20 protein-coding genes and 1 pseudogene are annotated in these 15,147 nt (G+C 40.0%); all 21 read left to right on the forward strand.

Annotated features, from left to right (window positions below; genetic code table 11):
• Positions 1-293 (forward strand): annotated as a pseudogene (locus FGQ53_RS11855) (IS4 family transposase); the annotation flags it as partial.
• A gap of 185 nt (positions 294-478) precedes the next feature.
• The gene (comGA, locus tag FGQ53_RS08985; RefSeq protein ID WP_138337986.1) at positions 479-1,420 is read left to right on the forward strand and encodes a competence type IV pilus ATPase ComGA; all 942 of its coding nucleotides are present in this window, start codon (positions 479-481) and stop codon (positions 1,418-1,420) included.
• Entirely contained in the window at positions 1,368-2,384 is a 1,017-nt protein-coding gene (comGB, locus tag FGQ53_RS08990; protein ID WP_171019128.1) for a competence type IV pilus assembly protein ComGB, read from the forward strand. Before comGA ends, comGB begins: the two co-directional genes overlap by 53 nt.
• A gap of 1 nt (position 2,385) precedes the next feature.
• Positions 2,386-2,712: a competence type IV pilus major pilin ComGC gene (comGC, locus tag FGQ53_RS08995; RefSeq protein WP_138337991.1), complete on the forward strand. Its 327-nt coding sequence runs from the start codon at positions 2,386-2,388 to the stop codon at positions 2,710-2,712.
• Positions 2,705-3,109 carry a competence type IV pilus minor pilin ComGD gene (gene comGD, locus FGQ53_RS09000; protein WP_257616704.1) on the forward strand — a complete coding sequence of 135 codons (405 nt, stop codon included), beginning with the start codon at positions 2,705-2,707 and terminating at the stop codon, positions 3,107-3,109. The genes comGC and comGD overlap by 8 nt, the downstream gene beginning before the upstream one ends.
• On the forward strand, positions 3,072-3,374 hold the full coding sequence (gene comGE / locus FGQ53_RS09005; RefSeq protein WP_229090361.1) for a competence type IV pilus minor pilin ComGE: 303 nt from the start codon (positions 3,072-3,074) through the stop codon (positions 3,372-3,374). Before comGD ends, comGE begins: the two co-directional genes overlap by 38 nt.
• Entirely contained in the window at positions 3,337-3,798 is a 462-nt protein-coding gene (gene comGF, locus FGQ53_RS09010) for a competence type IV pilus minor pilin ComGF (RefSeq protein ID WP_138337996.1), read from the forward strand. Before comGE ends, comGF begins: the two co-directional genes overlap by 38 nt.
• The gene (comGG, locus tag FGQ53_RS09015) at positions 3,776-4,189 is read left to right on the forward strand and encodes a competence type IV pilus minor pilin ComGG (RefSeq protein ID WP_138337999.1); all 414 of its coding nucleotides are present in this window, start codon (positions 3,776-3,778) and stop codon (positions 4,187-4,189) included. Before comGF ends, comGG begins: the two co-directional genes overlap by 23 nt.
• A gap of 32 nt (positions 4,190-4,221) precedes the next feature.
• Positions 4,222-4,812 carry a class I SAM-dependent methyltransferase gene (locus FGQ53_RS09020; RefSeq protein ID WP_171019127.1) on the forward strand — a complete coding sequence of 197 codons (591 nt, stop codon included), beginning with the start codon at positions 4,222-4,224 and terminating at the stop codon, positions 4,810-4,812.
• A gap of 12 nt (positions 4,813-4,824) precedes the next feature.
• Positions 4,825-5,778 (forward strand): class I SAM-dependent methyltransferase, encoded by a 954-nt coding sequence (locus FGQ53_RS09025; protein WP_138338002.1) that lies wholly within the window; start codon positions 4,825-4,827, stop codon positions 5,776-5,778.
• 50 nt (positions 5,779-5,828) lie between these two features.
• Positions 5,829-7,019, forward strand: a complete 1,191-nt coding sequence (locus FGQ53_RS09030; protein WP_138338005.1) for an acetate kinase — start codon at positions 5,829-5,831, stop codon at positions 7,017-7,019.
• Between the two features lie 324 nt (positions 7,020-7,343).
• Entirely contained in the window at positions 7,344-7,799 is a 456-nt protein-coding gene (locus tag FGQ53_RS09035) for a hypothetical protein (protein ID WP_138338008.1), read from the forward strand.
• Positions 7,800-7,951: 152 nt separating this feature from the next.
• Positions 7,952-8,350: a hypothetical protein gene (locus FGQ53_RS09040; protein WP_138338010.1), complete on the forward strand. Its 399-nt coding sequence runs from the start codon at positions 7,952-7,954 to the stop codon at positions 8,348-8,350.
• 324 nt (positions 8,351-8,674) lie between these two features.
• Positions 8,675-9,046 carry a ribonuclease P protein component gene (gene rnpA, locus FGQ53_RS09045; RefSeq protein ID WP_138338013.1) on the forward strand — a complete coding sequence of 124 codons (372 nt, stop codon included), beginning with the start codon at positions 8,675-8,677 and terminating at the stop codon, positions 9,044-9,046.
• On the forward strand, positions 9,021-9,845 hold the full coding sequence (locus FGQ53_RS09050) for a membrane protein insertase YidC (RefSeq protein WP_212744426.1): 825 nt from the start codon (positions 9,021-9,023) through the stop codon (positions 9,843-9,845). Before rnpA ends, FGQ53_RS09050 begins: the two co-directional genes overlap by 26 nt.
• A gap of 17 nt (positions 9,846-9,862) precedes the next feature.
• Positions 9,863-10,852 carry an RNA-binding cell elongation regulator Jag/EloR gene (jag, locus tag FGQ53_RS09055; protein WP_138338018.1) on the forward strand — a complete coding sequence of 330 codons (990 nt, stop codon included), beginning with the start codon at positions 9,863-9,865 and terminating at the stop codon, positions 10,850-10,852.
• A 51-nt stretch (positions 10,853-10,903) separates the two neighbouring features.
• Positions 10,904-11,527 carry a ribonuclease P gene (locus FGQ53_RS09060; RefSeq protein WP_138338021.1) on the forward strand — a complete coding sequence of 208 codons (624 nt, stop codon included), beginning with the start codon at positions 10,904-10,906 and terminating at the stop codon, positions 11,525-11,527.
• Between the two features lie 116 nt (positions 11,528-11,643).
• Positions 11,644-13,620 carry a transketolase gene (tkt, locus tag FGQ53_RS09065; protein WP_138338024.1) on the forward strand — a complete coding sequence of 659 codons (1,977 nt, stop codon included), beginning with the start codon at positions 11,644-11,646 and terminating at the stop codon, positions 13,618-13,620.
• Positions 13,621-13,736: 116 nt separating this feature from the next.
• Complete coding sequence (yajC, locus tag FGQ53_RS09070) at positions 13,737-14,036, forward strand: preprotein translocase subunit YajC (RefSeq protein WP_138338027.1); 300 nt, start codon at positions 13,737-13,739, stop codon at positions 14,034-14,036.
• 46 nt (positions 14,037-14,082) lie between these two features.
• Positions 14,083-14,526, forward strand: a complete 444-nt coding sequence (locus FGQ53_RS09075; protein WP_138338031.1) for a low molecular weight protein-tyrosine-phosphatase — start codon at positions 14,083-14,085, stop codon at positions 14,524-14,526.
• Positions 14,513-14,926 carry an MORN repeat-containing protein gene (locus FGQ53_RS09080; RefSeq protein ID WP_138338034.1) on the forward strand — a complete coding sequence of 138 codons (414 nt, stop codon included), beginning with the start codon at positions 14,513-14,515 and terminating at the stop codon, positions 14,924-14,926. Before FGQ53_RS09075 ends, FGQ53_RS09080 begins: the two co-directional genes overlap by 14 nt.
• The last annotated feature ends 221 nt before the right edge of the window (positions 14,927-15,147 follow it).

Here is a 15,147-nt window from a genome sequence, read left to right on the forward strand (position 1 = left end):
CAAAAAAGAAGGAAGGGATTCTCCAAGAAATCTTTGCTCGCTTTACAAATTTTAACTTTTGTCGTTGGGTAACCTCGCAAGTTGCCATCGACAGTAATCACAAAAAACAAAGATATAAAGTGTGTTTCTCGGATGCGACTTATGCCTGCCGTTTGTTTTTTAACGGTTCCCTTTCTTCCCTCCAGTTGAAAAACTACCTCAAGAAACAGTTATCTATTATTCGATCGAATCGAAAATATCCAAGAAAGATAAAGGCCCAATCGGTAGTTGATTTCATCTATAGAGTAACATAAATCTCAAAAAATAGGGTGAAAAAACCTTTATTTGTCATGCAAAAAAATAGAAGATGCGATAGAGAATCACTTTAATGATCTCAATGACACCTCCTATTCAAATAGTTAGATCACTAACTTAATGACATTGACTTTTTAAGTTGCTTTTTTTATTTTTTTGCGAATAGTTAGATAAGGAGGGCAGTATGGTACAAGAAATTGCACAGAAAATTATTGCGACTGCGAAAGAAAAGAAGGCTCAGGATATCTATTTTATCCCCAAGGAAAAGTCCTATGAGCTTCACATGCGGGTTGGAGACGAACGATATCTCGTTGACTCCTATGAGTTTGATGTTTTAGTTGCTGTGATTAGTCATTTTAAGTTTGTAGCGGGTATGAATGTAGGGGAGAAGAGACGTAGTCAGCTGGGATCTTGCGACTACCAGAATGGGGAGAAGGTGTCTTCTCTACGTTTGTCTACCGTAGGAGATTATCGGGGGCATGAGAGTTTGGTTATTCGTTTGTTGCACGATGAGGAACAGGAACTGCATTTCTGGTTTCAGGATATGAACGAACTGGGTGAGCAGTACAGGCAAAGAGGACTCTATCTATTTGCTGGTCCAGTCGGCAGTGGCAAGACGACGCTGATGCACGAATTAGCCAAGTCCCTCTTTAAGGGACAGCAGGTCATGTCCATTGAAGATCCTGTCGAGATCAAGCAGGAAGACATGCTCCAATTGCAGTTAAATGAGGCGATTGGCTTGACCTATGAAAATCTCATCAAACTATCTCTCCGGCATCGTCCTGATCTCTTGATTATCGGAGAAATTCGGGATAGTGAGACAGCGCGTGCAGTGGTCAGAGCCAGTTTGACAGGGGCGACAGTCTTTTCAACCATTCATGCCAAGAGTATCCGAGGAGTTTATGAACGCCTTCTGGAGTTGGGTGTGATGGAGGAGGAATTAGCAGTTGTTCTGCAAGGTGTCTGCTACCAGAGATTAATCGGGGGAGGAGGAATCGTTGACTTTGCAAACAAAGACTATCAGGAACACCAGCCAACTAGCTGGAATGAACAGATTGACCAGCTTCTTAAAGATGGACATATCACAAGTCTTCAGGCTGAAACGGAAAAAATTAGCTACAGCTAAGCAGAAGAAGATCATCACCTTGTTTAACAATCTCTTTTCCAGTGGCTTTCATTTGGTAGAAATTATTTCTTTCTTAGGGAGAAGCGCCTTGCTGGAAAAGGACTATGTGGTCCAGATGCACCAGGGATTGTCTCAGGGGAAATCTTTCTCAGAAATGATGAACAGCTTGGGCTTTTCAAGTGCTATTGTGACCCAATTATCTCTAGCTGAAGTGCATGGAAATCTTCACCTGAGTTTGGGAAAGATAGAAGAATATCTGGATAATTTGGCCAAGGTCAAGAAAAAGTTAATCGAAGTGGCGACTTATCCCCTGATTTTGCTGGGATTTCTCCTGCTAATTATGCTGGGACTGCGTAACTACCTACTACCACAACTGGATAGTAGTAATATCGCCACCCAAATCATCGGCAATCTGCCACAAATATTTCTGGGACTAGTGTTGGTTTGCTCTCTATCTTTACTTTTAGCCCTCACTTTTTACAAAAGAAGTTCCAAGATGCGGGTCTTCTCGATGTTGGCACGGGTTCCCTTTCTGGGAATCTTTGTCCAGGCCTATCTGACAGCTTATTATGCGCGTGAATGGGGCAATATGATTTCACAGGGGATGGAGCTGACGCAGATTTTTCAGATCATGCAGGAACAAGGTTCCCAGCTCTTTAAAGAAATCGGTCAAGATCTGGCTCAATCCCTACAAAATGGCCGGGAATTTTCTCAGACTATAGGAACCTATCCTTTCTTTAAGAAAGAGTTGAGTCTTATCATCGAGTATGGAGAAGTCAAGTCCAAGCTGGGTAGTGAGTTGGAAATCTATGCTGAAAAAACTTGGGAAGCCTTTTTTACCCGAGTCAACCGCACCATGAACTTAGTGCAGCCACTGGTCTTTATCTTTGTGGCTCTGATTATCGTTTTACTTTATGCGGCAATGCTCATGCCCATGTATCAAAATATGGAGGTAAATTTTTAAAATGAAAAAAATGATGACATTCTTGAAAAAAGCTAAGGTTAAAGCTTTTACACTTGTGGAGATGTTGGTGGTCTTGCTCATCATCAGCGTGCTTCTCTTGCTCTTTGTACCTAATTTGACTAAGCAAAAAGAGGCGGTCAATGACAAAGGAAAAGCTGCTGTTGTTAAGGTGGTGGAAAGTCAGGCAGAACTTTATAGCTTAGATAATAATGAAGATGCTACTCTGAGCAAGTTACAAGACGATGGGCAAATCACGGAAGAACAGGCTAAAGCCTATAAAGAATACCATGATAAAAATGGAGGAGCAAATCGTAAAGTTAATGATTAAGGCCTTTACCATGCTTGAAAGTCTCTTGGTTTTGGGACTTGTGAGTATCCTTGCCTTGGGCTTGTCAGGCTCTGTACAGTCCACTTTTGCGGCGGTAGAGGAGCAGATTTTCTTTATGGAGTTTGAAGAACTTTATCGGGAAACCCAAAAACGCAGTGTAGCTAGTCAGCAAAAGACTAGTCTAAACTTAGATGGGCAGACGATTAGTAATGGCAGTCAAAAGTTGACAGTTCCTAAAGGAATTCAGGCACCATCAGGCCAAAGTATTACATTTGACCGAGCTGGGGGCAATTCGTCCCTGGCTAAGGTTGAATTTCAGACCAGTAAAGGAGCGATTCGTTATCAGTTATATCTAGGAAATGGAAAAATTAAACGCATTAAGGAAACAAAAAATTAAGGCAGTGATTTTACTGGAAGCAGTAGTTGCTCTAGCTATCTTTGCCAGCATAGCAACGCTCCTTTTGGGACAAATTCAAAAAAATAGGCAAGAAGAAGCAAAAATCTTGCAGAAAGAAGAGATCTTGCGTGTAGCTAAGATGGCTCTGCAGACAGGTCAAAATCAGGTAAACATCAACGGAGTTGAGATTCAGGTGTTTTCTAGTGAAAAAGGATTGGAGGTTTATCATGGTTCAGAACAGTTGTTGGCCATCAAAGAGCCATAAGGTTAAGGCTTTCACTTTGTTGGAATCCCTGATTGCCTTCATTGTCATCAGTGGAAGCTTACTCCTCTTTCAAGCCATGAGTCAGCTCCTTATTTCAGAAGTTCGCTACCAGCAACAAAGCGAGCAAAAAGAGTGGCTCTTGTTTGTGGATCAGCTGGAGGCAGAATTAGATCGTTCGCAATTCGAAAAAGTGGAAGGTGATCGCCTCTATCTGAAGCAAGATGGCAAGGAAATTGCGATAAGTAAGTCCAAGTCAGATGATTTTCGGAAAACCGATGCCAGTGGACGGGGATATCAGCCCATGGTTTATGGACTCAAATCAGCTCAGATTACCGAGGAAAATCAGCTAATTCGTTTTCGTTTCCAGTTTCAAAAAGGCTTAGAAAGGGAGTTCATCTATCGTGTGGAAAAAGCAAAAAGTTAAGGCAGGAGTTCTCCTCTACGCAGTCGCAATGGCAGCCATCTTTAGTCTTTTGTTACAATTTTACTTGAACCGACAAGTCGCCCACTATCAAGACTATGCTTTAAATAAAGAAAAGTTAATCGCTTTTGCTATGGCTAAACGAACCAAGGATAAAGCCGAGCAAGAAAGTGGGGAACAGGTTTATAATCTAGGTCAGGTAAGTTATCAAAACAAGAAAACTGCCTTGGTGACGACGGTTCGTACGGATAAGAGTCAATATGAGTTTCTGTTTCCTTCAGTCAAAATCAAAGAAGAGAAAACAGAGAAAAAGGAAGAAGCGGAGAATAATTCAAGAGAAAAAGCAGAGAAGAAAAAATCAGAAGAGAAGTCTGAAAAGAAAGAGAATTCCTAGTCAATCAAGCTACTTTGTGCTAAACTAAAAGCATGAAACATGATTTTAATCACAAAGCAGAAACCTTTGATTCGCCCAAAAATATCTTTCTTGCAAATTTGGTTTGTCAAGCAGTTGAAAAACAGATTGCTCTTCTATCAGACAAGGAAATATTGGACTTTGGTGGTGGGACAGGTCTATTAGCCTTGCCCCTGGCCAAGCAGGCTAAGTCAGTTACCCTTGTAGACATTTCAGAGAAAATGCTGGAGCAAGCCCGTTTGAAAGCAGATCAGCAAGATATCAAGAATATCCAGTTTTTGGAGCAAGATTTATTGGAAAATCCCTTGAAGCAAGAGTTTGATTGCATTGTTGTTAGTCGGGTTCTTCACCATATGCCTGATTTGGATGCAGCTCTCTCACTGTTTCATCAATATTTGAGGGAAGATGGACAACTCCTACTTGCTGATTTTACCAAGACAGAAGCTAACCATCATGGATTTGAATTGCCTGCATTGGAAAACAAGCTAATGGAGCATGGTTTTTCATCGGTGCATAGTCAGATTCTCTATAGTGCCGAGGACCTGTTTCAAGGAAATTACTCAGAGTTCTTTTTTATAAGGATGGAAAAAATAGGGGAAATTTGATAAGATAGGAATATGGATTTTGAAAAAATTGAACAAGCTTATACGTATTTACTAGAGAATGTCCAAGTCATCCAAAGTGATTTGGCGACCAACTTTTATGATGCCTTGGTAGAGCAAAATAGTATCTACCTAGATGGCGAGACCGAACTAGAGCAGGTCAAAGAGAACAATCAAGCTCTTAAACGTTTAGCGCTTCGCAAGGAAGAGTGGCTCAAGACCTACCAGTTTCTCTTGATGAAGGCAGGACAAACGGAGCCTTTACAGGCCAATCACCAGTTTACTCCAGATGCCATTGCCCTCCTCTTGGCACTTGTTGTGGAAGAATTGTTTGAACAAGAGGAAATTAGCATCCTCGAAATAGGTTCTGGTATGGGCATTTTGGGGGCTACTTTCTTGACTTCTCTCTCTAAAAAAGTAGATTACTTGGGAATCGAAGTGGATGACTTGCTGATTGATTTGGCAGCAAGTATGTCAGATGTGATTGGTTTACAGGCTGGTTTTGTTCAAGGAGATGCCGTTCGTCCGCAAATGCTTAAAGAAAGCGACGTGGTCATCAGCGACTTGCCTGTTGGCTATTACCCAGACGATGCCATCGCTTCACGCTATCAAGTGGCTTCTGGTCAAGAGCATACCTATGCCCACCATTTGCTGATGGAACAAGGCCTCAAGTACCTTAAGTCAGATGGCTATGCTATTTTTCTAGCTCCGAGTGATTTATTGACCAGTCCTCAAAGTGACTTATTAAAAGGGTGGCTCAAAGATGAAGTGAGTCTGGCTGCTATCATCGCTCTGCCAGAGGATATTTTCTCAACTGCAAGCCAAGCTAAAAGTATTTTTGTCTTACAGAAGAAAAGAGACAAGGAAATAGAACCCTTTGTCTACCCACTTACTAGCTTGCAGGATCCGTCAGTATTGTTGACCTTTAAAGAAAATTTTCAAAATTGGAGCAAAGGTACTGAAATATAAAAGAGATTTTGTTATAATAGATGAAAACGCTTAAAAAGAGGTATCATCTTATGACAAAAACAATTGCAATCAATGCCGGAAGCTCAAGCTTGAAATGGCAACTTTATCAAATGCCTGAGGAAAAAGTTTTGGCTAAAGGCTTGATTGAACGTATTGGATTGAAAGATTCAATTTCAACAGTAAAATTTGACGGTCGTTCGGAACAACAAATTCTTGATATTGAAGACCACACACAAGCCGTTAAAATTTTATTGGATGACTTGATTCGTTTTGACATCATCAAAGGGTACGACGAGATTACAGGTGTCGGACACCGCGTCGTTGCAGGTGGTGAATATTTCAAGGAATCAACAGTTGTTGAGGGAGATGTGATAGAAAAAGTTGAAGAGTTGGGACTCTTGGCTCCTCTTCACAATCCAGCTAACGCAGCTGGAATTCGTGCATTTAAGGAACTGCTTCCAGATATTACCAGTGTTGTCGTATTTGATACCTCATTCCACACAACCATGCCAGAGAAGGCTTATCGCTATCCTCTACCAACTAAATACTACACAGAAAACAAGGTTCGTAAATACGGTGCTCATGGTACAAGCCACCAGTTTGTCGCAGGAGAAGCAGCGAAACTTTTGGGCCGCCCTCTAGAAGACTTGAAATTGATTACCTGCCATATTGGTAACGGGGCTTCTATCACAGCTGTTAAGGGTGGGAAATCTGTGGATACTTCTATGGGATTCACGCCACTTGGCGGTGTGATGATGGGAACTCGTACAGGAGATATTGACCCTGCTATCATCCCTTATCTCATGCAATATACAGAGGATTTCAATACCCCAGAAGATATTAGTCGCATTCTCAATCGTGAATCAGGGCTCATGGGAGTTTCTGGTCAGTCAAGCGATATGCGTGATGTGATTGCTGCCATGGAAGCAGGAGACCATGATGCAACTTTGGCTTATGAAATGTATGTTGATCGTATTCAAAAACATATCGGTCAATACCTTGCAGTCTTAAATGGAGCAGATGCTATTATCTTCACAGCAGGTATCGGTGAAAATGCTGCAAACGTACGTGAAGATGTTATCTCAGGTATCTCTTGGTTCGGCTGTGATGTTGACCCAGAAAAGAACGTCTTTGGTGTAACGGGAGATATCTCAACGGACGCAGCGAAAATTCGTGTCTTGGTTATTCCAACAGATGAAGAATTAGTTATTGCCCGTGACGTTGAACGCTTGAAAAAATAAGTAAAACTAGAAAAAATATTCTGTACAAGAAGTTGGGAAAGGGATTTTTCCAGCTTCTTTTTTAACTTAACTTAACTTAACTTAACTTAACTAGCTCTGAAAGGTAGAAATCATAGATAGCGGTGGATGATTTTAAGAAGAGTTAAGAGTGATAAAAGATAACTTATTTCTGATTTTCGTTTAGAATGACAGGTACCATCAATTAATATTTTAGATTATTTTATTTTCGGCTTGTATTCGCTTACAAATTGTGCTATAATTTTACTGTAATAAATTATAAGAGCTGTTGTATCGTTCTTAGTTTGTAGTTATGGAGGTGACATCATGGGTGCTATTATGGAATTTGCAACAGAAAAACAGATTGAATCATTTCTTTCAACTTGTCATATCGAGGGGCAAAGAAATTTTCTGATGGCTTTTAAGAAAAAAACATGGCTGAAATCCTTTATTGATTTTTTCATTATAGGAGGACTCTACTATGTTCAGTCGAGTGTGAAGCTAAAGATTATGTCATTCACACCTAAGGGGATTTACTTGATGAACATTAGTGATGTAACTGAAAATCGTCCTAATCAAGTCATTGAAATGTCCTGGAGTCAAATTGAAGATTTTAGTTATAACACAGTCTTGAACACAGTCAGAATTAAATGGCGCTATCAAAATGAACAGTACATCTTTTCAGTAGATGTAGGTAATATCGGTCAACATTTAGGACAGTATCAATTTAACAAACCACATTATGACTATTTAGCACAACACGATTTCTTTCAGAAAGAGTGAATGACATGAAAAAGATAATTACAAAATGTATTGTTATTGCTACGACTTTGCTTATTATGGTACCGAGTTTTATCGGGATTGCATAAGCTAATGAAACAAAGGTTCCAAATACAACTGTAGAGTATATTGATGTTGCCGAAGTAGAGAAGGATTTGAAATTCTTATTTACAGAAGCGACGAGTTATGAGAATGGCGTTCTTTATGTTAATAAAGAATTATTGACAGAGCGCTATGGCACTTTAGCACCGTATATTGCAATGGGCATTGAACGTATTTATACAGAGCCTAATTTGGTTCAAAACTTGCAAGCCTCTTTACAAGATAGAGATTTTGTTTCATGTATGCGTGATGAGTTGATTGGTATGATTCCAGGTATGGAACTTGTTGATTTAATGAGAGGGGACATTATCAGTTGTATTCAAGGTGAAATGTGGGGCAAAGTTGCTTCATATATAGCAATGAAACTTGCTAAATTTGGCATGAAGAGCAACGTTGCAGGAATCGTTGCACAATTAGGAATCTCTGCTGGAAAATGTACTATTTGGGGTTAGTTATGCTTAAATACTTGTAATTAAGAATGTTAAAATGATAGTTCTGTCTTTAATGAATGTGATAAAGTGGTTGGAAAATAAATTTCTAACCACTTTGTCGTTTTTAGTGTTTACAGGGGAAATGGATTCAAATTTTTAAAGTTTTAAGTATAGACTGTTACGGGAACAGTAGACATTGTGACAATAAGAAAGAGAATGAAAGCACGACGAAAAGGATTAAAAAATAAAAAAGAGAATATTGGTAGAACTGTCCAAACCTTGCTATGATTGGCTTTTTTGAAAAATATGGTATAATAGTAGTAATTTAATAGATGGAGTTGAGTTTTGAAGAAAAACTTTCGTGTAAAAAGAGAGAAAGATTTTAAGGCGATTTTCAAGGAAGGAACAAGTTTTGCCAATCGCAAATTTGTTGTCTACCAATTGGAAAACCAGAAAAACCATTTTCGAGTAGGCCTATCAGTTAGCAAAAAACTGGGGAATGCCGTCACTAGAAATCAAATCAAGCGACGAATCCGACATATTATCCAGAATGTAAAAGGGAGTCTAGTAGAGCATGTTGATTTTGTCGTGATTGCCCGAAAAGGGGTCGAAACCTTGGGATACGCAGAGATGGAGAAAAATCTACTCCACGTATTAAAATTATCAAAGATTTACCAGGAAGGAAATGGGAGTGAAAAAGAAACTACAGTTGACTAGTTTGCTAGGACTGTCTCTATTGATTATGACAGCCTGTGCGACAAATGGGACAACTAGCGATATTACGGCAGATTCGACTGATTTTTGGAGTAAATTGGTTTACTTCTTTGCGGAAATCATTCGCTTTTTATCGTTTGATATTAGTATCGGAGTGGGAATTATTCTCTTTACAATCTTGATTCGTACAGTGCTCTTGCCAGTCTTTCAAGTGCAAATAGTGGCTTCTAGAAAAATGCAGGAAGCTCAACCTCGCATTAAGGCGCTGCGAGAACAATATCCAGGTCGTGATATGGAAAGTAGAACCAAGCTAGATCAGGAAATGCGTAAGGTCTATAAAGAGTTAGGGATCAAGCATTCATCCTCACTCTGGCCAATTTTAATACAAATGCCGGTTCTCTTGGCGCTCTTTCAAGCCTTGAGTCGAGTAGACTTTTTGAAAACAGGTCACTTTTTATGGATTAATTTGGGAGGAGTAGATACAAGTTTTGTCCTTCCAATTTTGGCAACAGTCTTTACTTTCTTGAGTAGCTGGTTATCGAATAAAGCTTTGTCTGAAAAAAGTGGAGCTACGACAGGGATGATGTATGGGATTCCAGTCTTAATCTTTATCTTTGGGGTTTATGCTCCGAGCGGAGTCGCTCTCTACTGGGCAGTGTCCAATGCTTATCAAGTCTTGCAAACCTATTTCTTGAATAATCCATTCAAGATTATCGCAGAGCGCGAGGCCGTAGTACAGGCACAAAAAGATTTGGAAAATAGAAAAAGAAAAGCCAAGAAAAAGGCTCAGAAAACGAAATAATAAGGAGGAATCTGGTAATGGTAGTATTTACAGGTTCAACTGTTGAAGAAGCAATCCAGAAAGGATTGAAAGAATTAGATATTCCAAGAATGAAGGCTCATATCAAAGTCATTTCTCGTGAGAAAAAAGGATTTCTTGGCTTATTTGGTAAAAAACCAGCCCAAGTGGATATCGATGCGATTAGTGAAACGACAGTTGTAAAAGCAAACCAACAAGCTGTAAAGGGAGTTCCAAAACAAATCAATGATTTGAATGAGCCTGTTAAAACAGTTAGTGAAGCGACCGTTGATTTGGGGCATGTTGTAGAAGCGATTAAAAAGATTGAAGAGGAAGGCCAAGGTATTTCTGATGAAGTTAAGGCTGAAATCTTAAAACATGAAAGACATGCCAGCACGATCTTAGAAGAAACTGGTCACATTGAGATTTTAAATGAATTACAACTTGAAGAAGCTGACCTCGAAGAAAAAGTAGCAACTCCTAATGTTGAAGGGCAGGCTGAACAAACTGAGAGTCAAGAACTAGAAGACTTGGGCTTGAAAGTTGAACCGAGCTTTGATATTGAACAAGTAGCTACGGAAGTAACGACTTATGTTCAAACAATTATTGATGACATGGATGTTGAGGCCACACTTTCAAATGATTATAACCGTCGTAGTATCAATTTGCAAATTGACACCAACGAACCAGGGCGTATTATCGGCTACCATGGTAAAGTCTTGAAAGCCTTGCAACTGTTGGCTCAAAATTATCTTTACAACCGCTATTCAAGAACCTTCTATATCACTATTAATGTCAATGATTATGTTGAACACCGTGCAGAAGTCTTGCAGACCTATGCGCAAAAATTGGCGACTCGTGTTTTAGAAGAAGGGCGTAGTCATCAAACAGATCCAATGTCGAATAGCGAACGCAAGATTATCCATCGTATTATTTCGCGTATGGATGGCGTGACTAGTTACTCTGAGGGTGACGAGCCAAATCGCTATGTAGTTGTAGATACAGAATAAGTAAAATCAGGGTTCTCCTGATTTTTTTGCTAGTTAGAGGAGGTTAAATGGATGTTGAATAAGATAAGAGACTATCTAGACTTTGTAGGTTTGCAGTACCGTAATCCAGATAAAGCGGGAGCAGAGCGAGAGAAGACGCTGGAATTGCGCCACAAAGGTCAAGAGGCACGAAAGGCTTTTACAGAACTGGCTAAAGCCTTTCAAGCAAGCCATCCAGAATGGCAACTTCAACAGACTAGCCAGTGGATGAATCAGGCGCAACGTTTGAGACCACACTTTTGGACTTATATACAGCGTGAGGGGAAAGTGACAGAATCTATGTTGGCCCTTCGTTTGTATGGAAGCTCTTCTGATTTTGGAGTTTCACTTGAAGTTAGTTTTATCGAGCGCAAGAAAGATGAGCAAACTTTGGAGAAACAAACCAAGGTATTAGAAGTTCCGGTTGTAGAAGGAATTTATTATCTAGCCTACTCTGATGGTCAAAGTCAAATATGGGATGCGAACGAAGAAAATCGTCAAATTTTAAGAAATAAACTATCCAATCAGGAAGTCCGAAAAGTTTTAGTTAAGACAGATGTTTCTTTTATAGAAAATCAATCATTAGATATGATTTTAGAAAAATTAGAAGAAGCTTATGAACGCTTACTTCCCTACTATCAGGCGACCAGAGGGTAGAAATCCTGAGACTTATCTAGAGTCGAATTGATTTATTGCTATTCTATGTATTTTTTCATATAATAGTAAAATAGAATGTGTAATCCAATAATCACCTCAAATAGAAAGGAAATTCTATGTCAAATCTATCTGTTAATGCAATCCGTTTCCTAGGTATTGACGCTATCAACAAAGCCAACTCAGGTCACCCAGGTGTGGTTATGGGAGCGGCTCCAATGGCTTATAGCCTCTTTACAAAACAACTTCGTATCAATCCAGCTCAACCGAACTGGATTAACCGCGACCGCTTTATTCTTTCAGCAGGTCATGGTTCAATGCTTCTTTATGCTCTTCTTCACCTTTCTGGTTTTGAAGATGTCAGCATGGATGAGATCAAGAGCTTCCGTCAATGGGGTTCAAAAACACCTGGTCACCCAGAATTTGGTCATACAGCAGGTATTGACGCTACTACTGGACCTCTAGGGCAGGGTATTTCAACTGCCACTGGTTTTGCCCAAGCAGAACGTTTCTTGGCAGCCAAATATAACCGCGAAGGCTACAATATCTTTGACCACTATACTTACGTTATTTGTGGAGACGGAGACTTGATGGAAGGTGTCTCAAGCGAGGCGGCTTCATACGCAGGCTTGCAAAAACTAGACAAGTTGGTTGTTCTTTATGATTCAAATGACATTAACTTGGATGGTGAGACAAAGGATTCCTTTACTGAAAGTGTTCGTGACCGTTACAATGCCTACGGTTGGCACACAGCCTTGGTTGAAGATGGAACAGACTTGGGAGCTATCCATGCTGCTATCGAAGCAGCTAAAGCTTCAGGTAAACCATCTTTGATTGAAGTGAAGACGGTTATTGGATATGGTTCTCCAAACAAACAAGGAACTAATGCCGTACACGGTGCTCCTCTTGGAGCAGATGAAACTGCAGCAACTCGCCAAGCTCTTGGTTGGGACTATGAACCATTTGAAATTCCAGAGCAAGTATATGCTGATTTCAAGGAAAATGTTGCAGACCGTGGCGCATCAGCTTATCAAGCTTGGGTAAAACTAGTTGCTGATTATAAAGAAGCGCATCCAGAATTGGCTGCAGAAGTAGAAGCTATCATCGATGGACGTGATCCAGTTGAAGTGACTCCAGCAGACTTCCCAGCCTTAGAAAATGGTTTCTCTCAAGCAACTCGTAATTCAAGTCAAGATGCCTTGAACGTTGTAGCTACTAAGTTGCCAACTTTCTTGGGCGGATCAGCTGACCTAGCTCACTCAAACATGACTTATATCAAGACTGACGGACTTCAAGACGATGCTAATCGCTTGAACCGTAACATTCAGTTTGGTGTTCGTGAATTTGCAATGGGAACTATCTTGAACGGGATGGCTCTTCACGGTGGACTTCGTGTATACGGTGGAACTTTCTTCGTCTTCTCTGACTATGTGAAGGCAGCTGTCCGCTTGTCAGCCTTGCAAGGACTTCCTGTGACTTATGTCTTTACCCACGATTCTATTGCAGTTGGAGAAGACGGTCCAACTCATGAACCAGTTGAACACTTAGCAGGTCTTCGTGCTATGCCAAATCTAAATGTTTTCCGCCCAGCAGATGCGCGTGAAACTCAAGCAGCTTGGTACCTTGCAGTGACAAGTGAGAAAACACCAACTGCCCTTGTCTTGACCCGTCAAAACTTGACTGTCGAAGAGGGAACAGACTTTGACAAGGTTGCAAAAGGTGCCTATGTTGTTTATGAAAATGCAGTAGACTTTGATACGATCTTGATTGCAACAGGCTCAGAGGTCAATCTTGCTGTCTCAGCTGCCAAAGAATTGGCTAGTCAAGGTGAAAAAGTTCGCGTAGTCAGCATGCCATCCACAGATGTCTTTGATAAACAAGATGCAGCATACAAGGAAGAAATTCTTCCAAATGCAGTCCGCCGTCGTGTTGCAGTCGAAATGGGTGCAACTCAAAACTGGTACAAATATGTTGGTCTCGATGGTGCCGTTCTCGGTATTGATACCTTCGGAGCCTCTGCTCCAGCACCAAAAGTATTGGCAGAATATGGTTTTACTGTAGAAAATCTTGTCAAAGTCATTCAAGACTTGAAATAATCCTAAGAATCAGAGCGCAAGCTCTGGTTTTTCTTACTAGAAAAACAAGGCACAACCTTGTAAAAGTAGCTGAAATTTGATATAGTAGTCCTATGTAAAAGACAAAGGAGAAAACAATGAATCCAAATATTACTTTTTTAATCATGCTTGTAGGTATGATGGCCTTGATGTTCTTTATGCAACGTTCTCAAAAGAAACAAGCTCAAAAGCGTATGGAAAGCTTAAATAAACTTCAAAAAGGCTATGAAGTTATTACAATCGGTGGACTTTACGGAACAGTCGATGAAGTAGATACGGAGAAGAAAACAATTATTCTTGATGTAGATGGAGTTTACTTGACTTTTGAACTAGCTGCTATCAAGACCGTATTACCACTTAAAGAAACAGCTTCACTCGAAGGTGCAATTGAAAAATAAGACGGGATCACTAACTCCCGTTTTTCTATAAAAGAAAGGAAATGGGATGAAAAAACTAGTCTTTGTCTGTCTGGGAAATATTTGTCGCAGTCCTATGGCCGAGTTTGTTATGAAATCAATGACAGATAACTACGAAATCCAAAGTCGAGCGACTTCCTCTTGGGAACATGGTAATCCGATTCATAAGGGCACTCAGGGAATTTTTCAACAGTATGAGATTCCTTATGACAAGAACAAGACATCGCTTCAGATTAGTAAGGAAGATTTTGAATCCTTTGATTACATTATCGGAATGGATGCTTCAAATGTTTCTGACTTACGTCAGATGTGTCCAGCGGACTGTCAAGATAAGATTTACTCATTCGCATCTGAAAGTGTCCCAGATCCTTGGTATACAGGAGATTTTGAGGAAACCTATGATCGCATCATAAGTGGATGTCAAAGCTGGCTAGATCGATTAGAAAATGAGAGTGACAATGGAAAAGCTTAAACAAATCTATGAGAAGTATAGAGTTTACCTAACTCGCCCTAGGTTAGAGTTCATTGCAGTAGTCGTAATTGCACTCTGTGCCCTTTCAGTATTTCTACTAAATACACCTAAAAAGGGTGTCCTGACACTTGATGGTGGAGCTCTTGTTTATGATGGTACCCTGGTACGAGGGAAAATGAATGGTCAAGGAACCATGACCTTTGAAAATGGGGACCAATATACAGGTGATTTCAGTAATGGATCCTTTAATGGAAAAGGAACTTTCCAATCAAAAGATGGCTGGAAATACGAGGGTGATTTTGTAAATGGCCAGGCTGAAGGTCAAGGAAAGTTGACGACAGAGCAAGAAGTTGTCTATGAAGGGACCTTTAAACAAGGCGTTTTCCAACAAAAACAGTAGTCTCCAGATGAGGAGGCTATTTTTAAAAGCACAAAAGAAAGCGCTTTCTGCGCGCAACTTCGATAAATAGCTATCAATTAGAAAAAACTTTGTGAAATAAAAAATATTTTTCATAATTTCACAATCAGCCGGTCAAAACTCTATTAGACTTCCTGCGAAACAAAATATGGTACAATAGTTCTATGAATTATGAAGCAAGCAAACAATTAACTGATGTACGA

This window comes from Streptococcus mitis, assembly GCF_005844455.1.
In the GTDB taxonomy this organism is placed as follows: domain Bacteria; phylum Bacillota; class Bacilli; order Lactobacillales; family Streptococcaceae; genus Streptococcus; species Streptococcus mitis_BF.